We start from the raw sequence: 23,681 nt of genomic DNA on the forward strand, positions 1-23,681 counted from the left end.
TTCATCACTTTAATTGTGGCAAAGGGGGACTCGGATATGAACAAATATACCTTTCGTGAATTTGAAGAGGTATCGTATGACGAGTGGAAGCGTTTGGCTGGAAAAGCACTAAAGGGGAAATGTGTAGAAAGTCTAGAACAAAAAACATATGAAGATATTGTAATAAAGCCTTTGTATACAAAACACAATCAGGCCTTTGTAAGACCTAAGCTATTGCAGGAGAATAAGGATGGTATTGCGCAAGAGCTGTCCGCGTTAACCCCTGAAGAAGCCAATGCGGCTGTAAAGCGTGCGATTGCGCATGGACAATCTATTCTTCACCTAGTGGTGGATGAAGCGACGCGACAAGGAGAAGATTCAAACGAAAAGACCAAAAAGGGGATTCCGCTTAGTTGTAAACAAGATATTGAAAGCGTTTTACAGGGCGTAGATATAGAAAATCATCCTATCTTTTTATATGCAGGATATCATGCAGTACCGCTGATCGGGATGATTGCATCAATCTATCCAAACACTAGTGATATGAAAGGTATCGTGGGTGCTGATCCGCTTGGGCATATGGCGGAAACAGGTCATATGCCGGTAACTTTTGGGGCTTGTTACGATGCAATGAAAGAAGCGATATCTTGGAGCAGGAAGAAGGCTCCGGGTTTACGTACTATATTTGTCAGAACAGATGCATATCATCAGGCTGGTGCAAATAGTGTGCAGGAGCTGGCTGTTGCTTTAGCAACAGGAGCAGAGTATATGCGCGAGGGAATAAAACGTGGTTTGAATCCAGTACATATAGCGCAGCAAATGATGTTCAGCTTGTGCGTAGATACGCAGTTGTTTACTGAAATCGCTAAGCTTCGTGCAGCGCGCGTTCTGTGGAAGAAAATTGCCGAGATGTTTGGAGCTCAAGGAGATATACACATGCATATTCGGACATCTGGTCGTACAAAAACAAAGTATGATCCGCATGTAAATTTATTACGAGCGACAACAGAAGCTTTTTCAGCTGTTATAGGGGGAGCCGATACACTTCATGTAAGTGTATACAATGAAGCACTCTGTAACAACGATGAAAATGGTGAACGCTGGGCTCGAAACATTCAGCATATTTTACGCGGGGAATCGCACTTGACAAAAGTATTAGATCCGGCTGGAGGCTCTTATTATATAGAAACGTTAACAAAGGAAATTGCGGAGCGAGCATGGCAGTTGTTTTGCCGGATTGAACAAGCAGGTGGGATGAGTATCGTTTTAAAAGATGGCTGGCTACATAAAGAGATTGCTAAAGTAGCTGAACAACGAAAAACAGATGTTTTACTTTCACACAAAAAAATAATAGGTACAAACGTGTATATAAACCATAATGAAACTTCTAAGCTCTTAACAGAAACTGTGCAGGTAAACCGGTTGATGGCACTACAAGCGTATAAAGCAGGGCGACATGCTACTGTGCTTTTGCCAACATGTGATGTAGAAGCATGTATTACTGCCTTTAAGAATGGCGCAACAATTGGTGAAGTAACGGCATCATGGGCAACACAGGGAGAGAAGATGAAAGCTTTACCTGTTATGCGAGATGCAGAAGACATTGAAAGATTGCGAGAAGCAGCAGAACGGCATAAAGTAGTACGAGGCTCCCGGCCTATTGCAGCTCTTGTGAAAATGGGAGAGGGCGAACTTCCTTTCTATGTTGTTTCATTATTAACTGCATGTGGTTTCTCTGTGGAAAGTCAAGAAGTACAAGCAGATATCAGGCTAGTATATGGAAGTGAAGCAATGCATAAAAAAACAGCGATTGCATATACAGCACTTGTCGGTGTAAAAGCGAACGAATATGAACGCTGCATTCAACACCCGGCAGACTTACTGACATTTTTGGAGGACTTTTATCAAATGCAGGAGGTGGCATTATGAAGTTTCCTGATTTTACAAAGATAGAATTTGACTCACTATTTGAAAGAGAAAGCAGCCCGCAGCAAGAGGTATCTTTGGCATATAAAGCAAATGAAAAAATTGATATTAAAACGGTATACACAGAACAAGATATTGCAACCTTGGATTATTTAGACGGTAAACCAGGGGTAGCACCCTATCACCGAGGCCCCTATGCGCTTATGTATACAAACAGACCCTGGACAGTTCGTCAGTATGCTGGTTTTTCGACCGCTGAAGAGAGTAATGCCTTTTATAAGCGCAATTTGGCGGCGGGACAAAAAGGACTGTCTGTGGCGTTTGATTTGGCTACGCATCGCGGTTATGATTCTAATCATCCACGCGTTGTTGGTGACGTTGGGAAAGCAGGAGTAGCAATTGACTCTGTTTTGGATATGAAGATATTGTTTGAAGATATTCCTCTTGATCAAATGTCCGTTTCCATGACAATGAACGGTGCTGTTTTACCTATTATGGCTTTTTATATTGTTGCGGCAGAGGAACAAGGCGTACAACCTTTGCAATTATCGGGTACGATCCAGAATGATATTTTAAAAGAATATATGGTAAGAAACACTTATATTTATCCACCAAAAATGTCCATGCGAATTATCTCTGATATATTCTCTTATACCTCAAAACACATGCCAAAGTTTAATAGTATCAGTATTTCAGGCTATCATTTGCAGGAAGCGGGTGCACCAGCTGACCTTGAGCTGGCGTACACACTATTAAATGGTATAGAGTATGTGCGTACCGGTATACAAGCTGGTCTAGATGTTGATATGTTTGCTCCTCGCCTTTCATTTTTCTGGGCGATTGGTATGAATTATTTTATGGAAGTTGCTAAAATGCGGGCTGGTCGCTTGCTTTGGGCAAAGCTAATGAAGCAATTCCACCCCAAGAATGAAAAGTCGCTCGCTTTGCGGACGCATTCTCAAACATCGGGCTGGAGCTTGACTGAGCAAGATCCATTCAACAATGTAGCACGTACATGTGTCGAAGCATTGGCTGCTGCGCTCGGTCATACGCAGTCCCTACATACAAATGCTCTTGATGAAGCAATTGCACTGCCAACAGATTTCTCCGCGCGTATTGCGCGAAATACACAATTATATTTACAGGAAGAAACGGGAATCTGCTCGGTTATTGATCCGTGGGGAGGGTCTTATTATGTAGAGTCATTGACAAATGCTCTTGTCGAAAGAGCTTGGACGCATATTGAAGAAATAGAAGCATTAGGTGGTATGACGAAAGCGATTGAAAAGGGCATCCCAAAACTGCGTATTGAAGAAGCTGCAGCACGAAGGCAAGCACATATTGACTCTGGAAAAGAACCAATTATCGGTGTAAATCAATATCGGTTAGAGCAAGAAGAACCGCTTGATATTTTAAATATAGACAATACCGCTGTGCTTAAAAACCAGCTAGCACGTCTTGAAGCTTTGAAGCAAGCAAGAGATGAGGAACAAGTACAAATAGCGCTTAGAGCTTTAACGGAGGCTGCAAAAGGAAATGATAATCTTTTGGAGCTGGCAGTGCAAGCAGCGCGCGTCCGTGCAACGCTTGGAGAGATTTCAGATGCAATTGAACAGGTGGCAGGTCGGCACAAGGCGGTTATTCAATCTGTAAGTGGTGTATATGGTTCGGAATATGAAAACCGGCAGGAAATTGAACGAGTGCGTGATAAAATAGATGTATTTGCGGAAGAAGAAGGTCGTCGTCCGCGCATCTTAATTGTTAAGCTTGGACAAGATGGGCATGATCGCGGCGCAAAAGTTGTGGCAACCGCTTATGCGGATCTTGGTTTTGACGTTGATATCGGGCCGCTATTTCAAACACCAGAAGAAGCGGCACGGCAAGCGGTAGAGAACGATGTACACTGCATTGGGATGAGTTCGTTAGCAGGAGGACATAAAACCTTGCTTCCACAATTAGTAGAAGAACTTAAAAAATTCGGGAGAGAAGACATTGTTGTCATTGTAGGGGGAGTAATCCCTGTGCAAGATTACGAGTTTTTATATAAAGCAGGGGCAGCTGCGATTTTTGGACCTGGTACTGTGATCCCGCAGGCGGCAGAAAAGATTCTTGAAGAAATTCAAAGTCGTCTTGTCGGAGAAACGGAGTAAATTATGAAAGAAGAGAAGCGACCGGAATGGGTTCCTATAGAACAATCAGAAGCCTTTGCATCCACGATTATGGACGGGACAAAGCCCCCGTTTCCTGAAAATCCCCCCATTAAGAAAAGAAATATTTCTGTGGAGGAGCTAGCACAAGGTGTGAAGTGTAACGATCGGGCATTTTTAGCCCAAGCGATTACATTGATTGAAAGCAATGCGCAAAAACATAAAGACAAAGCGCAGCAACTTCTTAAGTTGCTGCTTCCTGACACAGGAAAATCCATTCGGATTGGAATTACAGGTGTGCCCGGTGCTGGTAAGAGTACATTTATTGAAGCGTTTGGTACGATGCTATGTGAGCAGGGATATAAAGTGGCAGTGCTTGCTATTGATCCAAGTAGCACGCTGACGCGAGGTAGTATTTTAGGAGATAAGACGAGAATGGAACGTCTTATTCAGCAGAAAAATGCTTTTGTACGCCCTTCTCCTTCAGGAGGAGCACTTGGCGGTGTGAATCGCCGGACACGAGAAACAATGCTTCTATGTGAAGCTGCGGGTTACAACGTTATTATTGTAGAAACAGTTGGTGTCGGTCAAAGTGAGGGTATGGTTCGAGATATGGTTGACTTTTTCCTTCTCCTTACATTGACTGGAGCAGGAGATGAATTACAGGGCATAAAGCGCGGTATTTTAGAGTTAACCGATGCTATATTAATTAACAAGGCAGATGGAGAAAATAAAGTGCAAGCATTGCAAACAGCTTCCTTATATACACGTATGGCCCATGTGTTTCAGCCTATCACAGACGGATGGACTGTTAACATTTCTACATGCTCAGCTCTTTTAGGTGAAGGGATAACGGAATTTTGGCAGACAGTACGCATGTTTGAAGCAGAAACGAAGTCCTCTGGCGTATTTGAACAGCGGCGCTTACAGCAACAAAAGAAATGGCTATACACTTCAATCCGAGAGGAATTAGAGCAACGCTTTTTTTCGCAACCTGAAATGAGAGCGCATATTTTTGCTTGTGAGCGTGATATTTTGCAAGGTAAAAAAACGGTAACCACAGCTGTAGCGGAACTATTGACATATTATGAAGCGCTGTAAATGGCAATCCTTCTAGGGAATTGATAAAATGATAATAGCTACACAAAGGAGGATTTATTATGGTTAATTTTAACTTTTTTATGAACGACGTTGTACAACAAGCACGTCAAGAAATTGCAGCAGCCGGTTATACGCAGCTAACAACGCCTGAGGAAGTAGACGATGCATTCAAACGCCCGGGTGTTACGCTTGTAATGATTAACTCGGTGTGTGGGTGTGCAGGCGGTGTGGCTCGTCCTGCAGCAGCGCATTCTGTACATTACGATAAGCGTCCTGACCATTTTGTAACGGTATTTGCAGGGCAAGATAAAGAAGCGACACAACATGCGCGTGAGTATTTTGAAGGATATCCGCCTTCTTCACCTTCATTTGCACTTTTAAAGGATGGAAAAATCTTAACGATGGTTGAACGTCACGAAATTGAAGGACATTCTCCAATGCAGGTTGTTGAAAAATTACAAGGGTATTTCGATCAATATTGTGAAGAAGTATAAAAGCTGACAGCTGTCAGCTTTTTTATTTCCCCATTGCACCTACGATTGGAAAAGTGAGCATTCTGACGAACACTTCCCGTACGATTTGCGGTTTATTTTACGATCTTTGCGATGAAATGCAGGAACTGAATTGGGCTGTCGCTCTTCAGTAGATGATCGAGATTCTTCAGGATGTCATAAAACAGTTAAAAACTGATTGAGAGTCAAATTCAGCAATGGATTAACGGAATTTCTAGATATATCAAGGTTTATTTACCAATTTCATTCTGTGAAAGTTGAGTAATTAGGTTCAAACTTAAAAACTTTTTTAAAAAATTTTTTATGCGACCCCCTTAAAAATAAGTAAGCCCCCGAATATATATAGTGACCTAAGCAAATGGGGGAAGGTAATATGAAAAACGTATTCGTAAAAGGCACTATGACAACCATATTGCTGTGCAGTCCGTTTTTGGTGGGAACGGCCTATGCAGACACAAACACGGAGAAAACAACAGAAGAAGCACCAGCACTTGTGCAAGGCGATTTCTTTTATTTCATCAAAACGATGATGGAAGATATTCGTTTGGCACTAGCGACAAACGATTTAGACAAAGCGAAGCTCTTATCTGAACAAGCCGCAGATCGTATTGCACAAGCGCGTGTATTGATCCAAGAGGGGAAAGACAATTACACACAAGATACATTAAAAGAAGCTGCCGATAAATTAGAAAAAGCAGATGAACTTTTGGGAGAAGATACAGAGCAAACGCCTTCTGAAACAGATCAATTGATAGTAGTAGCAGATGACGCTTCTGATAAAACGGAGGAAGAAGCGACAGAAACAGAGACAGAGACAGAGGTAGCAAAACCTGTTACAGAAAAAGAAAAGGTGAAAATTCATATCGGACACAATATTGAGGCTTTAGCAAAAGTACTCGATAAAGTAAAGAATCCGAAGGCAAAAGCCGCCATTGCTAAAAATATAGAGAAAAGCTTTGTAAAACTTGCGAATAAAATAGAAAAAAAGCAAGCAAAGCAAGAACTTGTTATTATAGGGGAAAGCAAGCAGAAACAAATAGAGACAAAACCTGAGGAGTCTGTGGATGTACAGGTGATGCAGCCGGAACAAGAACAAGAGGCGGTTACAGCACCGGCACAACTAGAAATAGCAACGCCAGCAGTACCTGCAACGCCAGCAGTACCTGCAACACCAGCGAAACGTCCGGTAAAACCAGCGGTGCAAAAGCCTGAGCATACACAAGGTCCAAAAGAAAAGAAAGAACACCATGATAACGGTCAAAAGCATGGTCATGAAAAGAAAGAGCAAGGAAAACAAGGTCACAAAAAGCATCAAGACAAGCAGTAAGACCCTGTGGTATAATGGTCACTTCTTAAAGAAGTGACCATTCTGCTATTGACAGAAGAGGGGAGAATTACTTGTGTTAAGTTTGTTGTTTAAAGTGAAAAGACCGGGCGCGGAAGAGCTTGTTATGCAGCTCCAATCCGGCAAAGGAGATTTAGATGAATTTCTTACGAAGTACCGCCCTTTTATAAGAAAAACAGTTTCAACAGTTTGTCGTCGCTATATTACGGAGCAAGATGACGAATACAGCATCGGATTGTTTGCTTTTCATCAAGCAATTCAGCAATATTCATATAAGAAGGGAAAGTCATTTTTTGCATTTGCTGAGCTTCTTATAAAAAGAGATATTATTGATCATATGCGTAAAGAATTTAAACATAATCTTGTCTTTTTACAAGAAGACCAGCAAGAAGAAGCCATTGAAATAAAAATGGCTTTGTCTGAATATATGAAAGAACTGGAAACATCAGATCGAAAAGACGAAATACTGCATTTTCAGACAGTATTGAGTGAATTTAAAATCTCTTTTTCCGATTTGGTAAAAGACTCTCCAAAGCATCGAGATACACGGCAAAAGCTCATGTGTATTGCGCAGCAATTGGCGCATGAAGAAGAGTTGTTACAAGAATTGTTTCAAAAGAAAAAGCTACCTTTAAGACGAATAGAAAGTTCCTTTCATGTAAGTAGAAAGGTCTTAGAAAGTCATCGTCGCTATATTATCGCCATTTGCATTGTGTTTGTGAACCAATATACTCATATTTTGGAGTATATACAAGGAGGAAAGAGCGATGAATAAAGGGATTATTATGGAAATGAAACGAAGTACTGTGGTCGTTCTGACCCCAAGTGGAGAATTTATCACATGCAAGCGAGAGCAGGCATATACGATTGGACAAGAAGTCTCAATAAGACCTGTTCAGCGTTGGAGCTTTTCTATTTTAAAGCCAGCAGTTGCTATTTTGTGTTGTGTATTTTTGATGATGCTATATAGTAACCGGCCAGATCGGGTGTTAGCATATGTTGCTATTGATATTAATCCGAGCTTAGAGGTAGGAGTAACAGACCAGCTCCGCGTGGTTGAATTGTATGCGTATAATAAAGATGGAAAGCGTATTATTCAGCATTTATCAAATTGGAAACATCAGTCCTTGCAAAATGTTATTAACAATATCGTAGCAGAAAGTAGAGAAGAAGGTTACTTAAAGGAACAGGGCATTACATTTACGGCTGTTACGAAGGAAAAGGAAATGTCTGACAGATTGAATCAGAATCTGAAAGACTTGAAGGCTACTTATGAAGCGCAAAGCGTTCAAGTTGTCTATCAGCAAAGTACGCTAGAACAACGAGCTATTGCTAAAAAGCAAGGCATTAGTACAGGAAAGTACCTACAAAAACAAAACAAGCAATTTAAACAACCAAAGCAACAAGAAGACAGAAACCAACAAGATATAATTCATTCAAATGAGTCACACATAACAGTGCCTCCACAGGATGCTCCTCCTGCTATGCCTGTTGTACCAAAACAGAAACAGAAACAGAAACAGGAACAGGAACAGGAACAGGAACAGAAACAGGAACAGAAACAGGAACAGAAACAGAAACAGAAACAGAAACATCCTGTTAACCAGTCTCGCTCGAATGAAGATAAGCACAAGTTTGAACAAAAAAAGGAACGTGTTCAGCCGCAGCACAAACCTGAACAAGGCAATCGTTCCAATCATGGGAAGCAGCCAGAACATAAAGAAAAGCCTGAGAAAAAATGGGAAAAAGAGCCTAGATAAGATGTATATATTTGTTAAAAAGCAGAGCTTTAGGCTCTGCTTTTTTTGTTTTGGAATAAATAATACTACTATATTAATTGTATGAAAAAGCATAAATATTCACTTGTTAAGCTTAATGTTGCACATTTTTTTAGAATAATTTAGGGGTTTTTAATAATAAAACCTTGTTTTATAGGTGTTTTATTGAAATTCACTGATAATGTAAGAAAAATACAGATAGAAAATTTTAAAAAGAATATTGTATAAATATAAAAATGTGTTAAAATACATTTTGTAGAATAAAAATAACAAAAAATCTTCTTGCATATGTGGTTTGTTTACCACATAATAAGTAAGTAAATTCAGAAAATTTAAAACAGGGGGAATTATAATGAAAAAGTTATTGTCGATTTTATTGGCCAGCTTACTTGTTGTAGGTATTCTGGGTGCTTGTTCTAAACAAGAGACTTCAGACAAAAAGAAAGTGCTTGTAATGGGAACATCCGCAGATTATAAGCCGTACGAATACATTGATTCAGCAAAGAGTGATGAAATTATTGGATTTGATGTAGATATAGCAAAATATATTGCTAAAGAGCTAGGATACGAGATTAAGATTAAGGATATGGACTTTACGGGTTTATTGGCTGCAATGGAAGCCAAAAAAGTTGATTTTGTTATGGCTGGTATGACACCAACAGCAGAGCGTAAGAAAAATGCTGACTTTACAGATATTTACTTTACAGCTAAAAATCTGGTAATCTCCAAGGATGGCGCAGTACAAAAAGTAGAAGATTTAAAAGGTAAAACAGTGGGTGTCCAAACAGGATCTATTCAAGAAGGAAAAGCGAAGGACATTCAAAAAGCAACAGAAATTAAGATTACAGACCGAAACCGTATTCCTGAGTTGTTTGAAGAGCTAAAAGCAGGTCGCGTTGATGCAATTATCATTGAAGACACAGTAGCAAAGGGTTATTTAGCAAAAATGTCCGAGCTAAAAAGCATTGAAATCCCTGAAGCTGCTGATGAGGCTGGTTCGGCTATCGCATTTCCAAAAGGAAGCAAGCAAACAGAAGAATTCAATAAAGTAATTAAAAAGATGCAAGATAATGGTGAGATGGAAAAGTTAATTAAGAAATGGTTCGGCGACGAACAATAAGTATAAATATGGGAATCTCCTCAAAGAATGTAGGAGATTCCTTATTGCCTTTATGAAGGTATAACAAAAATGTTCGAAAGTTACTTTAATTGTACTTTTGGATAGCTGATTTGAGAGGAAAGGACGGCATATAGATGAATCTTGATTTTTCACAAATTGCGCCATCGTTACCGTATATACTAAAAGGCTTACAAGTTACACTTCAAATCGTAGCTGTGTCTGCAATATTTGGCTTTACCCTAGGTACTCTTCTGGCATTATGTAAGATTGCTAGAATTAAAGCTTTAGGCTGGTTCGCAGATGCGTATACGTCTGTATTTCGCGGGACACCACTTGTACTACAACTCATGATTATCTATTACGGCTTGCCGCAGCTCACCGGCTATGATATTACCGCGTTTTTAGCAGCAGTTCTTGCGTTTGGACTAAACTCCGGTGCATATATGTCAGAGGTTATTCGAGCTGGTATTCAAGCTGTTGATAAGGGACAAACAGAAGCTGCGATGGCTCTTGGTATTCCATACCGTAAGATGATGTTAAATATTATCTTACCGCAGGCTCTTAAAAATATCCTACCGGCCTTAATGAACGAATTCATCACTCTTACAAAAGAATCAGCTGTTGTAACAGTTATTGGTGCAGCTGATTTGATGCGCCGTGCCTATATTGTCGGCGGCGAAACATATTCTTACTTTGAACCGCTTCTGTTTGTAGGTGCTATTTACTACTTACTCATTATGCTGTTGACGCTTCTCGGAAAAGCGATTGAAAGGAGAATGAAAAAAGGTGATTAAGATTGAAGGACTTCACAAATCGTTCGGCAAGCTAGAAGTTTTAAAAAATATTAGCACAGTGATTGAGCAAGGACAAGTTGTTGCTATTATAGGTCCTTCTGGATCCGGAAAATCCACATTTTTACGCTGTATGAACCTGTTAGAGCAGCCTACTTCTGGCCGTATTTGGATTAACAATAAAGAGGTTACAGATGCAAAAACAGATATTATGAGAGTACGTCAAAATGTAGGGATGGTGTTTCAGCACTTTCACTTATTTCCGCATATGACTGTGTTGGAAAACTTAACGTATGCACCAGTGACAGTAAAGGGAGTAGCTAAAGCGTCTGCAGAGCAGAAAGCAAAAGAGCTACTTGGGAAAGTTGGGTTGCTAGAGAAAGCTAACGAGTTTCCAGGGCGTTTGTCAGGCGGCCAAAAGCAACGTGTAGCGATTGCACGTGCTCTAGCGATGGAGCCTGAGGTGATGTTGTTTGATGAACCAACATCGGCTCTTGATCCGGAGATGGTAAAAGAAGTGCTTGAAGTTATGAAGTCATTAGCGCATACAGGTATGACAATGGCAATCGTGACACATGAAATGGGGTTTGCGAAAGAAGTAGCAGACCGTGTGTTGTTCTTAGATGGTGGTTACCTTGTTGAAGATGCGCCCCCACACGAATTTTTTAGCGCACCAAAGAGTGCACGTACACAGGAATTTTTACAAAAAATGTTGTAGAGGCCAAAGTGCCTCTTTTTTTGTTTTTTAGTACATGACAAAAGGAAGAAATATATGTAGGTAAAGCCAGATCCATACAATGTCAGACGTCCAAATAACAGAAGTAATCAGAAAAGCGAATGTATAGCGCCAATGTTTAAAATATGCAGGGGAAACAGAGAATGAAAAAAGCATGTACAAAATAAAACCTGTACCTTGCAACAATGCTTCGTATGGAATGGTAATGCGCAGTTCTAAATGTAAAAATAAAAATAATGCTTTATAAAGACCGTATAATAAAGAAACGCCGAGATAAAAGCGAATTGCGCGCATATATCCTCCTTTAAATTAGATTGGTGCGTCCAATATATTCGCAAAAGTATAATTTTATGCAATACGTAGTACATTTTCACCTGCTTTCCTTTAAAATAAACATAAGAGGTGAAATAATAATGTTTAGAATTGGATACCGGACCTTAAAAACAGCTGTTGGCGCCGCATTTGCTATTTTTATTGCACAATTGTTTGAATTGCAGTTTTACAGTTCAGCAGGTATTTTAGTCATCTTATGTGTACAAAACACAAAGAAAAAATCACTTGAGGTATCATTGCAAAGGTTTGGCGCATGTTTATTGGCAATGTTATTTTCCTTTGTAATATTTGAAATTCTTGGCTATCATCCATTAGCTGTTGGCATTTTATTGCTTTTATACATACCTACTGCCGTAATGCTTCGCGTGCCGGAAGGAATTGTAACGAGTTCAGTTATTGTAATGCATTTATATTCATTGGAAAGTATTACATGGCATGCTATTAGAAACGAGATTTCCATTTTGACAATCGGAATTGGTATTGCATTGTTGATTAATTTATATATGCCGAGTGCGGAACGAGAGTTGGAACGGATGCGGGATGAGGTGGAATCACATTTTAAAATAATTTTAACAGAAATGGCAGCGTATTTGCGAGATCGGGAGCGTCAATGGAATGGCCAAGAGTTGATTACAACGGCGTCTGTTTTAAAAGATGCGCGAGATCTGGCTTTTAAAAAGCTGGAAAACCATTTTGTCAGAGAAGACAGCTATTATTATCGTTACTTTAATATGCGTTTGCGACAATTTGAGATTTTAGAGCGTGTTATGCCGCTTGTTGCCTCTTTATCATGGACATACGAACAAGCTGAAATGATTGCGGATTTTATTGAAAATGTGGCCCATGCTATCAGACCTGAAAGTACAGGTTTAATATCGCTACATTTGCTTCATGAAATGCGAGAACAATTCCGTGAAATGCCTTTGCCGCAAACGAGGGAAGAGTTTGAAACGCGCGCTATGTTGCATCAGCTTGTCAATGAAATGGAACAATATTTGCTCATTAAAAGTGAGTTCCAAGGGAAGAATATGAAGTATCAAATGTCCCAAAAAGGTGCATAGCTCTTAATTTTTTACCACCAGGAGGCGTATAATGCTGCAGTTGCTTTCTTTGCTATTATTAGTTTCATTGTCCCCTATATGGCCAATGGGCGATAACCCACGTGTAGGAGACCCTTATATTATTGTAAATAAGCAAAATAATAAGCTGGCTTTTATTGATGACGGTATGATTCAAAAGGTATATCCAGTAGCAACCGGAAAAACGAATGATTTAACACCTGAAGGCGAGTTTGATGTGGTCATGAAAGTGAAAAATCCATATTATATAAAAGGCAATATCCCGGGTGGATCTCCTAAAAATCCGTTAGGGTCACGTTGGATAGGGTTTAATGCAAAAGGCACAGAAGGAAATAAGTACGGCATTCATGGTACAAACCAGCCGAGCTCGATCGGCAAGTATATTTCACAAGGATGTATTCGCATGTATCCGAAAGATGTAGAGACTTTGTATGAAAAAGTTCCCGTTGGAACGAAGGTATTAATTGTTCGAACTAAAAAATCGTTTGAACAGCTTGCGAAAGAAAAAGGGGCAATGAGTAGATGGGAATAAAAGAGGCTGATATGAAACCGCATAAAACGGTTTTCATATCAGCCTTTTCTGTTTGTTAGTTCTCTTAATGTAAAAACCTCAGCCCTATGGAGCTAAACAAGCCGCTTTCGCTTTTCCTCTGTCCAGCTACAGCGGCTAGCTCCCCCGGTCTGAGAACCTCGTCCCATTAAGGCAAAAAGCGCCTTTATGTGCCGAGAACCTCAGCCCTATGGAGCTAAACAAGCCGCTTTCGCTTTTCCATCTACCAAAACATGCTTAAGCCTGTAAGCAAGGTTGTAAGTAGCATGGAAAACAGCATCACGTAAACGACAATTTTTTGAGATGTTTTTCTCATAATATAACCTCCTTGTTTGTTACTTGTATTGTAGCTAGAACGCTTTTAAGGGGCAATAAAGATTTTGTTATTCAAAATTCTCTGAAAACAAGGAGAAGTGACATGAAACAGCGAATAAAGAAAATATATGTCTAATTTTGCAATTCATGTACAACAAGGGGTGGAAGTCATGATTCAAAAAATTGATCATATTGGAATTGCAGTTCAATCTTTAGAGGAAGCGCTACCATTTTATACGAACGTATTGAAACTTAGGTTGCTAGGAGTTGAAGAGGTAGCCTCGCAGCAAGTCAAGGTAGCTTTTTTGGAGTTGGGAGAAAGTAAATTAGAGCTGCTCGAACCTTTAAGCAAAGAAAGTCCGATTGCGATGTTTATTCAGAAGCGTGGAGAGGGCATTCATCATGTGGCGTTAGGTGTAAAATCAATTGCGGATAGAATCCAAGAGATGGAGCAAAATGGCATTCAAATGATTGATTCTTCTCCTCGCATTGGTGCGGCAGGAGCAAGTATTGCCTTTATGCATCCAAAGTCTGCACACGGCGTTTTATATGAACTTTGCGAGAAAAAGGGGGTAGAGACACATGGTTGATATTTATGAGAAAATCAATGATTTATATGATAGAAAACGAGAGATTGAGTTAGGTGGGGGAGATGCGAAGATTGAAAAACAGCACGAAAAGGGGAAGCTTACAGCGCGTGAGCGCATTGATCTACTTGTAGATCCTGGTACGTTTATGGAGTTAAATCCATTTATGGAGCACCGTTGCAGTGATTTTGGTCTTGGAGATAAGGCTGGGCCAGGAGATGGAGTAGTAACCGGATATGGTAAGATTAATGGGCGTCCTATATATGTGTTTTCACAGGATTTTACCGTGTTTGGTGGAGCCCTTGGTGAAATGCATGCTAAAAAAATAGCGAATGTTATGGATTTGGCTGCGCAAAATGGGGCACCAATTATTGGGTTAAATGATTCCGGCGGTGCAAGAATTCAAGAAGGTGTATTATCCTTGGATGGTTATGGCCATATTTTTTACCGAAATGCCATCTATTCAGGTGTCGTCCCGCAAATTTCGGTGATATTAGGACCTTGTGCTGGTGGTGCAGTGTATTCACCAGCTATCACTGATTTTGTAATTATGGTAGAAACAACGAGCCAAATGTTTATTACTGGACCAAAAGTAATTGAGACAGTGACAGGAGAAAGCATTTCAGCCGAGGACCTTGGCGGTGCGAAGGTACATAATACGATTAGTGGAAACGCACATTTTGCAGCTACGGACGAGGAAAATGCTTTAGAGATCGTGCGAATGCTACTCAGTTACTTACCGCAAAACTGCGAAGAACGTCCGTTTATGTACGGCACACCTGATGAGGATGATTATCGTCCTGATTTAACGGATGTGATTCCATTTGATGCTGTTCGGCCATACGATGTGCGTCATGTTATTGATGGAGTTGTTGACGAAGGTTCTTTTTTTGAAATTCAAAAAAACTTTGCAAAAAATATTGTAATTGGTTTTGCAAGAATAAAAGGAGAAGTGGTTGGTCTTGTTTGTAATCAGCCAAAAGTTATGGCTGGCAGTCTTGATATTGATTCGTCTGATAAAGCAGCGCGCTTTATTCGTTTGTGCGACTCCTTTAACATCCCGCTAATTACTTTTGAGGATGTAACAGGATTTTTTCCAGGAGTCAAGCAAGAGCACGGAGGCATTATCCGACACGGAGCGAAAATTTTATATGCGTATTCTGAGGCAACAGTTCCTAAAATTACAGTCATTTTACGTAAAGCATATGGCGGTGCTTATGTTGCTTTAAACAGTAAGGCGATTGGTGCTGATGTTGTATTTTCATGGCCCAATGCGGAAATTGCAGTAATGGGACCACAAGGAGCCGTAAATATTATTTTTGCCAAGGAGATTGAGGGCAGCGACAATCCTGAAGAAACAAGGGCGCAGCTCATTGAGGAATATCGTGAAAAATTTGCTAATCCCTATGTCGCAGCAAAGCATGGTATTGTTGATGATGTAATTGATCCGCGTGATACAAGAATTAAGTTGATGCAAGCACTCGATATGCTGCGTAATAAAAAGGAAGAGCGTCCGAAAAAAAAGCATGGCAATATCCCATTGTAACGAGGCGAGCGTCTATGCGCTCGCCTTTCGTAACTTGGATATAGTTCTGTTATAATGAAACTTGTACATAACAAGAAATAGAGGAGGCATATATATGATTAATCAAGAACGTTTAGTAAACGAATTTTTAGAGCTTGTTCAAGTTGATTCAGAAACAAAGCATGAAGCAGAAATTTGTAAAGTGCTGAAAGAGAAGTTTTCTGCACTTGGCGTAGAGGTGTTTGAAGATGACACAACAGCACAAACTGGACATGGTGCAGGTAATTTAATTTGCACACTGCCAGCCAAAGTAGAGGCGGATACCATCTACTTTACAGCTCACATGGATACGGTTGTGCCTGGTAAAGGGATTAAGCCGTCTATTCAAGATGGCTATATTGTCACGGATGGTACAACGATTTTAGGAGCGGATGACAAAGCTGGTTTGGCGGCAATGCTAGAGGCAATTCGCGTACTAAAGGAAACAAATGCGCCGCATGGTAAAGTTGAGTTTATTATTACGGTTGGAGAAGAATCTGGTCTCGTTGGTGCAAAAGCGCTTGATCGCTCTTTAATCACAGCAAAATATGGTTATGCGCTTGATAGCGATGGTAAAGTAGGGGATATTATCGTTGCAGCTCCGACGCAAGCAAAATTAAAAACAATTATTCGTGGTAAGACTGCCCACGCTGGTGTAGCACCAGAAAAAGGTGTTTCCGCAATCACAATTGCAGCAAAGGCGATTGCTAAAATGCCACTAGGTCGTATTGATGAAGAAACAACTGCCAATATCGGGCGCTTTGAAGGAGGCACACAAACGAATATTGTATGCGATCATGTGTTTATTTTAGCGGAGGCTCGTTCTTTAGTGGAAGAAAAAATGCTCGCACAGGTTGAAAAAATGAAAGCAGCATTTATCTCCACGGCAGAAGAGATGGGCGGACAAGCTGAAGTCGATGTGGATATCATGTATCCTGGCTTCAAATTTGCAGATGGAGATCACGTTGTAGAATTGGCAAAACGTGCAATTACAGCCATCGGACGTACACCATCACTGCATCAAAGCGGGGGTGGAAGCGACGCAAATGTAATCGCAGGTCACGGTATACCGACTGTGAACCTTGCAGTGGGGTATGAAGAAATTCATACCACAAATGAAAAGATGCCGGTTGAAGAACTTGTAAAAACGGCAGAGCTTGTAGTGGCAATTATTCGCGAAACAGTCAAATAATACATGAAGAAGGTGTCCTAAAGGCTAGCAAAAACAGCTGAACCTTTGGGACACCTTTTTATTTACCTAATGAGTAAGGCTGTAAAATGTTATTGCTTTTTTAGTTTGATACTTTACAACTTATAATATAAAGAAAATGGTTCTGGCTTTTTGTATTGCTAATAGGGCCCGCTTTCCGTAAGATAGTGGATAGATGTCGGAAAAGAGGTAAGAATTATGGATTTGGTTTTTTTAGGAACAGGAGCCGGTGTGCCGGCTAAGGGACGAAATGTTTCTGCAATCGCGCTTCAGTTATTGGAAGAGCGTGGTGTGACGTGGTTATTTGATTGTGGTGAAGCAACACAGCACCAAATTTTATATACATCAGTAAAGCCGCGCCGCATTGAAAAAATATTTATTACACATTTACATGGTGACCATATTTTTGGATTGCCGGGTTTACTAGGAAGCCGTTCTTTTCAAGGTGGCGAAACGCCGTTGACTGTATACGGTCCAAAAGGAATTCAGGAGTTTATTGACGTAGCGATGCGAGTGAGTACAACGCATGTAAAATATCCGATTCATGTGGTAGAGATTGAAGAAGAGGGTATTATATTTGCAGATGAACAATTCATTGTGGAAGCCGGTAGGTTGTCTCATGGTATCGAATGCTTTGGGTACCGCATTATAGAAAAAGATATTGCGGGTCCGCTTCTTGTTGACAAATTGTTAGCTCTTGGCATCAAGCCTGGTCCGGCATTTAAATTATTGAAAGCTGGTCATAGTATTACACTTGAAGATGGTACCCAATTACATGGGAAAGATTATGTGGGTGCACCGCAAAAAGGCCGCATTGTTACAATATTAGGAGATACGCGTTATTGCGAGACAAGTATAAGACTTGCGAAGAATGCAGATGTATTAGTTCATGAAGCAACATTTGCCGCAGCAGATGAGGAACAAGCATACAATTATTTTCATTCTACAACAGCACAGGCTGCTGAGGTAGCTAAAAAAGCGAATGTGGGATGTTTAATCATGACGCATATTAGCTCGCGTTATCAGGGAGAAGATAGTGAGAAGCTACTACAAGAAGCACGCGATATTTTTCCATATACGGAGTTAGCAGAGGATCTGAAGCAATTTCTGATGACCAGATAAAAGACGATGCAATTGCATCGCCTTTTATTTTTTATTTAATAATTGTGTTAAGCCTTCACCAAGTTCCTGAGATCTAATGGTAGCACGAGTAATACAACGAACGAGAATATTTTGAAAATCATGGTGTTCCAGCACACCAATACCAGCTTCTGTTGTCCCGCCCGGGGAAGTAATCTCTTTTCGTAGCACCGATGGATGCTTTGGTGTTTCCATTAACATCTCAGCTGCACCAATCATGGTTTGTAAAATCAAAGGCTTGGCAACGTTCTCACATAATCCGATTTGGGAAGCAGCTTTTTCCATAGCTTCCACCACATAATAAATATAGGCAGGACCACTGCCTGATAATGCGGTGACAGCATGCATTTGCTCTTCTGTTACAACAGAAACGAGACCGATTTTTTCAAATATAGAAGTTGCCATTTCTATATGTAGCCCGGTTGCATGAATAGATGGAGAGAGGGCCGTTGCTGATTTTAAAATGGCCGCCGACGTATTTGGCATAGCTCGTATAATGGGATTGTTTTGTTCTAGCAGATTTGTAAGAGACTCGGTAGATACGCCTGCCATTAAAGAAATAATCAATTGCTCTTGGTGTACATAATCTTTTATAGATTTTATCGCTTCTGCAGCATCCTTCGGTTTTACAGCTAAAATAACGAGGTCTGCATTATTCACTAGCTCCTCTGTATTTTGTGTAAATGTGACACCATACATAGTTTGCAAATCTAATAGTCTACTCCTATTATTTCGGTTGCTTACCATAATACTTTGGCCATTCATGCTTTGAGTCAATCCTGCGATAATAGCCTCTGTAATGGAACCTGCCCCTATAAATGAAATTTTCTTCATACATACGCCTCCTTTTTACATAACAATTCGACTCCTTCAGATATATCCCTGTTATTTGTTTGAAAATAATGACAAAGAAAGGAATGAGGTGTAAAATGAATGTACATTCATTTTTGAGGTTGTATTTTGGATGATGAAGATGTATATGGAGGATTACTATGCAAATTCACTGCTTACCATTACCGGTGCCGTTTGCAACGGAGACAGTTAATACCTACTTAATTAAAGGAGACGCGCTTACGTTAATTGATACAGGCACAAAAACAGAAGAAACGCGACAAGCTCTCGTTCATCAACTAGCGCAATTTGGTTATGAAATCAAGGATATTGAAACAGTAGTGTTAACCCATCATCATGCCGACCATAGTGGATTACTCGGCGAGTTCAGCGACAGAACAAATATAGTGGGACATCCGCTGAATGAGCCGTGGATTACGCAGAATGTCGCATTTATTCAAAAATATGAGCGTTTTTCTGCTTCGCTTGCAAGTGAACTTGGTGTTCCGGAAGCATTTATTGAAAAAGGTCTTTCGTTAACCAACACATTGAAGCTTGCATGTAAGCGTTCTTTAACTAGATCTGTATGCGAAGGAGATGAAATAGCAGAGTTACCTGGTTTTCGAGTCATTGAGACACCAGGTCATGCCTCTACTCATATCGCCCTGTACAGAGAGCAAGACGGACTTATGATCGGGGGAGATGTTTTGCTGGCGCGCATTTCATCAAATCCTTTGTTAGAACCTCCCTATGAGGGCGGAGAACGAGAAAAGCCGTTATTAGCATATAATCATTCATTGCGTCGCTTAGCGGAGATGCCAATTTCACGTATTATGACAGGGCATGGTGAAGATGTAACCGAGGTGGAAAAGCTTGTGAGAGAGCGTCTTCAAAAACAACAAAAGCGCGCTGAGCAGGTGCTACAAATGATAAAGAAAAGACCGATGACAGCTTTTGAAGTGTGTCAGGCATTATTCCCTGGGATTTATCAAAAACAATTGGCACTTACTATCTCTGAAACAGTTGGTCAATTGGACTTTTTAGAATATAATCAAAAAGTGAAAGTTGATTCAGTGTCCGGTGTATTGATTTATCAAAGTAGGTGATGTGAATGGAACTGAAAGGGAAAATAGCTGCTATTACCGGGGCATCAGGCGGTATTGGCGAACAATTGGCACGTTTGCTGGTGAAAGAAGGGGCTACTGTCGTACTGTTAGCAAGACGTGAAGAAGAGTTGATGCGGGTTCGTCAGGAAATTGGTTCAGCATGCTATGTTTACAAACTGGATGTTAGTGACGAGAAGATGGTAGCAGACGTATTCGCACGCATCTCACAAGAAGTCGGAGACGTTGATATTCTTGTGAATAATGCAGGCTTTGGTATATTTAAAACATTTGAAGAAGCCTCTTTGCAAGAAGTAAAAGCGATGTTTAGTGTGAATGTGTTTGGTTTGGTAGCTTGTACAAAAGCAGTGTTGCCAGCGATGAAAAAACGAAGCAGTGGACATATTGTAAATATTGCCTCGCTTGCAGGTAAAATTGCGACACCAAAATCAAGTGCTTATTCCGCTACAAAGCACGCTGTTCTTGCTTTCTCAAATAGCCTGCGCATGGAGTTGGCTATCTCAGGCATTTACGTGACAGCTGTTAATCCAGGACCAATTCGTACGGACTTCTTTAATATAGCTGATAAATCCGGTACCTATGTGAAAAGTGTAGAACGATATATGTTACGACCGGAATATGTAGCTGCTTGTATTGTAAAAGCGATTAAAAGAAATAAACGTGAAATCAATTTGCCGCGCTGGATGAGTGTAGGACCACTTATGTTTGCGTTATTGCCACGTGTGTTTGAAAAGTTGGCAGGAACGGCTCTAAACAAGAAATAATTATACAAAAGACTGAGATGCTTTTTGTCTCAGTCTTTTTATTTTGTTAAAAATTCATATACAGCATCTTCAATCAGTTCGTGTAGATTATCACCGGTCTGCTGATATTCCTTCCAAACCTGCTTTGCTAATGTAGCACATTCTTCTTCCGACAAAGCATCTTCCTCACAATGATACTGATAAAAGCGCGCTTGTATCATCTTATATAGCAGCAACATATTCATATGTAAACTCCTTGTATATGCTATGAAACCAAACATCTGGTTATATCAATCGGGCATAGGCATACATATAGATTATGTACAACCTGTATAAATCTAGATACTATTCCCTATCGTAGGTGATTGTAACATACATGTAAAGAGATAACAATGCATGGATGACATGAATTTTTTTAGGTTAAAAATTTATAAATATTTAATTGACTTAATAAATATACAATAATATAATCAGAATTAAATTTCGTTTGAAGCGGAGGTACGTGATGAAAACAGCTATTATTGGAGCAACCGGATACGGGGGACTAGAGCTTATACGCCTGCTACAAAATCATCCTTACTTGGAAGTAGTATCATTACATGCATCTTCTGCAAACAGTGAACCTCTGTTTCGTCAATATCCGCACTTGCAGCATATTCTAGATAAAAATATAGAAGATATTCATACAGAACACATTGCTTCTAAGGCAGAACTTGTATTTTTAGCAACGCCTCCTGGAGTAGCCAGATCTATTGCACCGCGCCTGCTAGCACATGGAATGAGAGTGATAGATTTATCAGGTGACTTTCGTCTTCGCGATCGACATACATATGAAACGTGGTACAAGCGCGAAGGAGGAGACGAACTGCATGGCGCAGTGTATGGATTATCAGAATGGCAACGAGATGCAATTGCTAAGGCACAATTCATTTCTAATCCCGGTTGCTATGCAACAGCGACTTTGTTAGCAGCCGCTCCTTTAATGAAGGAAGGATTGGCTGATTCGTTAATTGTAGATGCTAAATCGGGCGTTTCTGGTGCGGGAAAATCACCGACTACTATGACGCATTTTCCAGAGATACAAGACAATATGAAAATATATAAAGTGAACGAGCATCAGCATATTCCAGAAATCGAACAGATGCTTCTGGAGTGGAACGAGGAAGCAAAACCCATTACATTTAGTACCCATCTTGTGCCTATTACAAGAGGTATTATGGTGACGATGTATGCACAATCTAAGCGGGAAGTTACAGCTCATTTTTTACAAGATTTATATAAACAAAGTTATGAAGAGTCGTCTTTTGTTAGAATTCGAGAAATAGGAATATATCCATCTCCCAAAGAAGTATGTGGTTCTAATTATTGTGATATCGGTGTTACATACGATGAACGAACCGGCCGCATTACAGTTGTAGCTGTTATTGATAATTTAATGAAGGGTGCTGCCGGGCAGGCGGTGCAAAATGCAAATTTATCACTGGGGCTAGATGAGCAAGTAGGTATTAGATTTGTGCCCATGTATCCGTAAAGGAGGAAAAGAGATGATCGGTTTAACGGTAAACATAGTAACAGAGGGTTCTGTTATAACACCAAAGGGATTTCAAGCAACCGGTGTACATGCAGGTATTAGAAAGGTACGTAAAGATTTGGGGCTGATTTATTGCGATGTGCCGGCTAGTTGCGCAGCGGTATATACACAAAGTCATTTTCAAGCAGCACCTCTTAGAGTGACGCAGCAAAGCATTGCAGTTGCACATAAGCTACAGGCTATTGTTGTAAATAGTGGTAATGCCAACGCTTGTACAGGTGCACAAGGGGAAAAAGATGCTTATGAGATGCGATCATTGACTGCTAAGCATTGTGGTGTTGCGGAACATTTAGTAGCAGTTGCCTCAACTGGGGTAATCGGTGAAGTGCTGCCGATGGAAAAGATTAGAACGGGGATTGGGCAGTTAATGCCAACGAGTGCTGTAGAGCAAGCTGATTCCTTCTATGAAGCGATTTTGACGACTGATCTTGTGACCAAGCGTGCGTGTTATCAAACAGTGATAGATGGTAAGACAATTACAGTAGGAGGAGCGGCAAAAGGATCGGGTATGATTCATCCAAACATGGCTACAATGCTTGCGTTTATTACAACAGATGCGGTCATTGAAAGTGATGTATTACAAAGAGCATTATCGAGCATTACAAATTGTACATTTAATCAAATTACGGTAGACGGAGAGACTTCTACAAATGACATGGTAATTGTTATGGCAAGTGGCTTAGCGGGTAATGATTCCTTGCACGAAGCGCATGTGGATTGGCCACATTTTTATGAAGCGTTAAAAGAAGTATGTGAATCGCTAGCAAAGCAAATCGCAAAAGATGGTGAAGGAGCTACAAAATTAATTGAAGTAAATGTGAAGGGAGCGGTGTCCACACAAGATGCTCAAATTGCCGCCAAAAAGATTGTTGGTTCAGCCTTAGTAAAAACGGCTGTGTATGGTGAAGATGCGAACTGGGGAAGAATTATTGGTGCGCTTGGTCATAGTGAGATTGTATTAAATCCGGCCAATATCGATATATATATAGGAGAATTTTGTGTGTTAAAGCAAAGTGAACCACAAGTGTTTTCTGAAGAAGCTGCAGCAAGATATTTAGCAGGAGATACCATCGTTATTTATGTTGATTTGCATATGGGAGCAGCCAATGGTACGGCTTGGGGCTGTGATTTAAGTTACGATTATGTAAAGATTAACGCTAGTTACCGTACGTAAGGAGG

Annotated in this window: 24 protein-coding genes and 1 pseudogene; 21 read left to right on the top strand and 4 right to left on the bottom strand. The window is 40.3% G+C overall.

Translation table 11 applies throughout. From position 1 onward, the window contains the following. Positions 1-36 precede the first annotated feature (36 nt). The 11 genes and pseudogenes from EEJ45_RS03885 to EEJ45_RS03930 all read left to right on the top strand — a co-directional run bounded on the left by EEJ45_RS03885 (position 37) and on the right by EEJ45_RS03930 (position 11,417). Positions 37-1,908: a methylmalonyl-CoA mutase subunit beta gene (locus EEJ45_RS03885; protein WP_124563467.1), complete on the top strand. Its 1,872-nt coding sequence runs from the start codon at positions 37-39 to the stop codon at positions 1,906-1,908. Further along, the gene (scpA, locus tag EEJ45_RS03890) at positions 1,905-4,055 is read left to right on the top strand and encodes a methylmalonyl-CoA mutase (protein WP_124563468.1); all 2,151 of its coding nucleotides are present in this window, start codon (positions 1,905-1,907) and stop codon (positions 4,053-4,055) included. Before EEJ45_RS03885 ends, scpA begins: the two co-directional genes overlap by 4 nt. 3 nt (positions 4,056-4,058) lie before the next feature. Beyond that, on the top strand, positions 4,059-5,153 hold the full coding sequence (meaB, locus tag EEJ45_RS03895) for a methylmalonyl Co-A mutase-associated GTPase MeaB (RefSeq protein ID WP_124563469.1): 1,095 nt from the start codon (positions 4,059-4,061) through the stop codon (positions 5,151-5,153). Positions 5,154-5,212: 59 nt separating this feature from the next. Beyond that, the gene (locus tag EEJ45_RS03900) at positions 5,213-5,647 is read left to right on the top strand and encodes a BrxA/BrxB family bacilliredoxin (protein WP_124563470.1); all 435 of its coding nucleotides are present in this window, start codon (positions 5,213-5,215) and stop codon (positions 5,645-5,647) included. A 77-nt stretch (positions 5,648-5,724) separates the two neighbouring features. Continuing rightward, positions 5,725-5,926, top strand: a pseudogene (locus EEJ45_RS19010) (IS4 family transposase); the annotation flags it as partial. Between the two features lie 112 nt (positions 5,927-6,038). Then, positions 6,039-6,992 (top strand): DUF5667 domain-containing protein, encoded by a 954-nt coding sequence (locus EEJ45_RS03905; protein WP_124563471.1) that lies wholly within the window; start codon positions 6,039-6,041, stop codon positions 6,990-6,992. A gap of 73 nt (positions 6,993-7,065) precedes the next feature. Continuing rightward, positions 7,066-7,785: an RNA polymerase sigma-I factor gene (sigI, locus tag EEJ45_RS03910; RefSeq protein ID WP_124563472.1), complete on the top strand. Its 720-nt coding sequence runs from the start codon at positions 7,066-7,068 to the stop codon at positions 7,783-7,785. Beyond that, the gene (locus EEJ45_RS03915) at positions 7,778-8,770 is read left to right on the top strand and encodes an anti-sigma factor domain-containing protein (protein WP_124563473.1); all 993 of its coding nucleotides are present in this window, start codon (positions 7,778-7,780) and stop codon (positions 8,768-8,770) included. Before sigI ends, EEJ45_RS03915 begins: the two co-directional genes overlap by 8 nt. 370 nt (positions 8,771-9,140) lie before the next feature. Beyond that, entirely contained in the window at positions 9,141-9,908 is a 768-nt protein-coding gene (locus tag EEJ45_RS03920; protein ID WP_124563474.1) for a transporter substrate-binding domain-containing protein, read from the top strand. A gap of 134 nt (positions 9,909-10,042) precedes the next feature. Beyond that, positions 10,043-10,702, top strand: coding sequence for an amino acid ABC transporter permease (locus EEJ45_RS03925; RefSeq protein WP_124563475.1), 660 nt, complete (start codon positions 10,043-10,045; stop codon positions 10,700-10,702). After that, positions 10,695-11,417 (top strand): amino acid ABC transporter ATP-binding protein, encoded by a 723-nt coding sequence (locus EEJ45_RS03930; protein ID WP_124563476.1) that lies wholly within the window; start codon positions 10,695-10,697, stop codon positions 11,415-11,417. The genes EEJ45_RS03925 and EEJ45_RS03930 overlap by 8 nt, the downstream gene beginning before the upstream one ends. Positions 11,418-11,444: 27 nt before the next feature. Here the strand turns inward: EEJ45_RS03930 and EEJ45_RS03935 are convergent, their stop codons facing one another. Beyond that, positions 11,445-11,729, bottom strand: coding sequence for a hypothetical protein (locus EEJ45_RS03935; RefSeq protein ID WP_124563477.1), 285 nt, complete (start codon positions 11,727-11,729; stop codon positions 11,445-11,447). A gap of 119 nt (positions 11,730-11,848) precedes the next feature. On the opposite strand from EEJ45_RS03935, the gene EEJ45_RS03940 reads away from it, so the two are divergent. Together EEJ45_RS03940 and EEJ45_RS03945 are read left to right on the top strand one after the other, a co-directional pair. Further along, positions 11,849-12,829 (top strand): aromatic acid exporter family protein, encoded by a 981-nt coding sequence (locus EEJ45_RS03940; protein ID WP_124563478.1) that lies wholly within the window; start codon positions 11,849-11,851, stop codon positions 12,827-12,829. 31 nt (positions 12,830-12,860) lie between these two features. Next, complete coding sequence (locus tag EEJ45_RS03945) at positions 12,861-13,379, top strand: L,D-transpeptidase (RefSeq protein ID WP_124563479.1); 519 nt, start codon at positions 12,861-12,863, stop codon at positions 13,377-13,379. 241 nt (positions 13,380-13,620) lie between these two features. On the opposite strand, the gene prli42 is transcribed toward EEJ45_RS03945, so the two are convergent. After that, the gene (prli42, locus tag EEJ45_RS18310) at positions 13,621-13,713 is read right to left on the bottom strand and encodes a stressosome-associated protein Prli42 (protein WP_164464193.1); all 93 of its coding nucleotides are present in this window, start codon (positions 13,711-13,713) and stop codon (positions 13,621-13,623) included. A gap of 169 nt (positions 13,714-13,882) precedes the next feature. Here prli42 and mce point away from each other — a divergent pair, with 169 nt between their 5' ends. From mce to rnz, 4 genes are all read left to right on the top strand, one after another. Then, a complete protein-coding gene (gene mce, locus EEJ45_RS03950; RefSeq protein WP_124563480.1) occupies positions 13,883-14,302 on the top strand; it encodes a methylmalonyl-CoA epimerase in 420 nt (139 codons plus the stop codon). Continuing rightward, a complete protein-coding gene (locus EEJ45_RS03955; RefSeq protein ID WP_124563481.1) occupies positions 14,295-15,845 on the top strand; it encodes an acyl-CoA carboxylase subunit beta in 1,551 nt (516 codons plus the stop codon). Before mce ends, EEJ45_RS03955 begins: the two co-directional genes overlap by 8 nt. A gap of 94 nt (positions 15,846-15,939) precedes the next feature. Next, entirely contained in the window at positions 15,940-17,055 is a 1,116-nt protein-coding gene (locus tag EEJ45_RS03960; protein WP_124563482.1) for a M20/M25/M40 family metallo-hydrolase, read from the top strand. 216 nt (positions 17,056-17,271) lie between these two features. After that, on the top strand, positions 17,272-18,195 hold the full coding sequence (rnz, locus tag EEJ45_RS03965; RefSeq protein WP_124563483.1) for a ribonuclease Z: 924 nt from the start codon (positions 17,272-17,274) through the stop codon (positions 18,193-18,195). Between the two features lie 24 nt (positions 18,196-18,219). Here rnz and proI read toward each other — a convergent pair whose 3' ends face one another. After that, positions 18,220-19,047 (bottom strand): pyrroline-5-carboxylate reductase ProI, encoded by an 828-nt coding sequence (gene proI, locus EEJ45_RS03970; protein WP_124563484.1) that lies wholly within the window; start codon positions 19,045-19,047, stop codon positions 18,220-18,222. A 158-nt stretch (positions 19,048-19,205) separates the two neighbouring features. Between proI and EEJ45_RS03975 the strand changes: the two genes are divergently transcribed. Continuing rightward, positions 19,206-20,150: an MBL fold metallo-hydrolase gene (locus EEJ45_RS03975; RefSeq protein WP_124563485.1), complete on the top strand. Its 945-nt coding sequence runs from the start codon at positions 19,206-19,208 to the stop codon at positions 20,148-20,150. Positions 20,151-20,155: 5 nt separating this feature from the next. Further along, positions 20,156-20,932 (top strand): SDR family NAD(P)-dependent oxidoreductase, encoded by a 777-nt coding sequence (locus tag EEJ45_RS03980; RefSeq protein WP_124563486.1) that lies wholly within the window; start codon positions 20,156-20,158, stop codon positions 20,930-20,932. A 38-nt stretch (positions 20,933-20,970) separates the two neighbouring features. Here the strand turns inward: EEJ45_RS03980 and EEJ45_RS03985 are convergent, their stop codons facing one another. Continuing rightward, entirely contained in the window at positions 20,971-21,156 is a 186-nt protein-coding gene (locus EEJ45_RS03985) for a YqzH family protein (RefSeq protein ID WP_164464194.1), read from the bottom strand. 260 nt (positions 21,157-21,416) lie between these two features. Here EEJ45_RS03985 and argC point away from each other — a divergent pair, with 260 nt between their 5' ends. Continuing rightward, a complete protein-coding gene (gene argC, locus EEJ45_RS03990) occupies positions 21,417-22,442 on the top strand; it encodes an N-acetyl-gamma-glutamyl-phosphate reductase (RefSeq protein WP_124563488.1) in 1,026 nt (341 codons plus the stop codon). 13 nt (positions 22,443-22,455) lie between these two features. Continuing rightward, on the top strand, positions 22,456-23,676 hold the full coding sequence (gene argJ, locus EEJ45_RS03995; protein WP_124563489.1) for a bifunctional ornithine acetyltransferase/N-acetylglutamate synthase: 1,221 nt from the start codon (positions 22,456-22,458) through the stop codon (positions 23,674-23,676). The last annotated feature ends 5 nt before the right edge of the window (positions 23,677-23,681 follow it).

Source organism: Ectobacillus antri (assembly GCF_003852715.1).
In the GTDB taxonomy this organism is placed as follows: domain Bacteria; phylum Bacillota; class Bacilli; order Bacillales; family Bacillaceae_G; genus Ectobacillus; species Ectobacillus antri.

What these genes read in the sequence shown, in the direction of transcription:
- EEJ45_RS03960 (WP_124563482.1), top strand. Translation starts at nt 15,940, where the DNA reads ATGATTAATCAAGAACGTTTAGTAAACGAATTTTTAGAGCTTGTTCAA.
- EEJ45_RS03945 (WP_124563479.1), top strand. Translation starts at nt 12,861, where the DNA reads ATGCTGCAGTTGCTTTCTTTGCTATTATTAGTTTCATTGTCCCCTATA.
- mce (WP_124563480.1), top strand. Translation starts at nt 13,883, where the DNA reads ATGATTCAAAAAATTGATCATATTGGAATTGCAGTTCAATCTTTAGAG.
- EEJ45_RS03935 (WP_124563477.1), bottom strand. Translation starts at nt 11,729, where the DNA reads ATGCGCGCAATTCGCTTTTATCTCGGCGTTTCTTTATTATACGGTCTT.
- proI (WP_124563484.1), bottom strand. Translation starts at nt 19,047, where the DNA reads ATGAAGAAAATTTCATTTATAGGGGCAGGTTCCATTACAGAGGCTATT.
- argJ (WP_124563489.1), top strand. Translation starts at nt 22,456, where the DNA reads ATGATCGGTTTAACGGTAAACATAGTAACAGAGGGTTCTGTTATAACA.
- EEJ45_RS03915 (WP_124563473.1), top strand. Translation starts at nt 7,778, where the DNA reads ATGAATAAAGGGATTATTATGGAAATGAAACGAAGTACTGTGGTCGTT.
- EEJ45_RS03980 (WP_124563486.1), top strand. Translation starts at nt 20,156, where the DNA reads ATGGAACTGAAAGGGAAAATAGCTGCTATTACCGGGGCATCAGGCGGT.
- EEJ45_RS03940 (WP_124563478.1), top strand. Translation starts at nt 11,849, where the DNA reads ATGTTTAGAATTGGATACCGGACCTTAAAAACAGCTGTTGGCGCCGCA.
- EEJ45_RS03985 (WP_164464194.1), bottom strand. Translation starts at nt 21,156, where the DNA reads ATGAATATGTTGCTGCTATATAAGATGATACAAGCGCGCTTTTATCAG.
- prli42 (WP_164464193.1), bottom strand. Translation starts at nt 13,713, where the DNA reads ATGAGAAAAACATCTCAAAAAATTGTCGTTTACGTGATGCTGTTTTCC.
- meaB (WP_124563469.1), top strand. Translation starts at nt 4,059, where the DNA reads ATGAAAGAAGAGAAGCGACCGGAATGGGTTCCTATAGAACAATCAGAA.
- rnz (WP_124563483.1), top strand. Translation starts at nt 17,272, where the DNA reads ATGGATTTGGTTTTTTTAGGAACAGGAGCCGGTGTGCCGGCTAAGGGA.
- EEJ45_RS03920 (WP_124563474.1), top strand. Translation starts at nt 9,141, where the DNA reads ATGAAAAAGTTATTGTCGATTTTATTGGCCAGCTTACTTGTTGTAGGT.
- EEJ45_RS03885 (WP_124563467.1), top strand. Translation starts at nt 37, where the DNA reads ATGAACAAATATACCTTTCGTGAATTTGAAGAGGTATCGTATGACGAG.
- EEJ45_RS03905 (WP_124563471.1), top strand. Translation starts at nt 6,039, where the DNA reads ATGAAAAACGTATTCGTAAAAGGCACTATGACAACCATATTGCTGTGC.
- scpA (WP_124563468.1), top strand. Translation starts at nt 1,905, where the DNA reads ATGAAGTTTCCTGATTTTACAAAGATAGAATTTGACTCACTATTTGAA.
- EEJ45_RS03925 (WP_124563475.1), top strand. Translation starts at nt 10,043, where the DNA reads ATGAATCTTGATTTTTCACAAATTGCGCCATCGTTACCGTATATACTA.
- argC (WP_124563488.1), top strand. Translation starts at nt 21,417, where the DNA reads ATGAAAACAGCTATTATTGGAGCAACCGGATACGGGGGACTAGAGCTT.
- EEJ45_RS03900 (WP_124563470.1), top strand. Translation starts at nt 5,213, where the DNA reads ATGGTTAATTTTAACTTTTTTATGAACGACGTTGTACAACAAGCACGT.
- EEJ45_RS03975 (WP_124563485.1), top strand. Translation starts at nt 19,206, where the DNA reads ATGCAAATTCACTGCTTACCATTACCGGTGCCGTTTGCAACGGAGACA.
- EEJ45_RS03955 (WP_124563481.1), top strand. Translation starts at nt 14,295, where the DNA reads ATGGTTGATATTTATGAGAAAATCAATGATTTATATGATAGAAAACGA.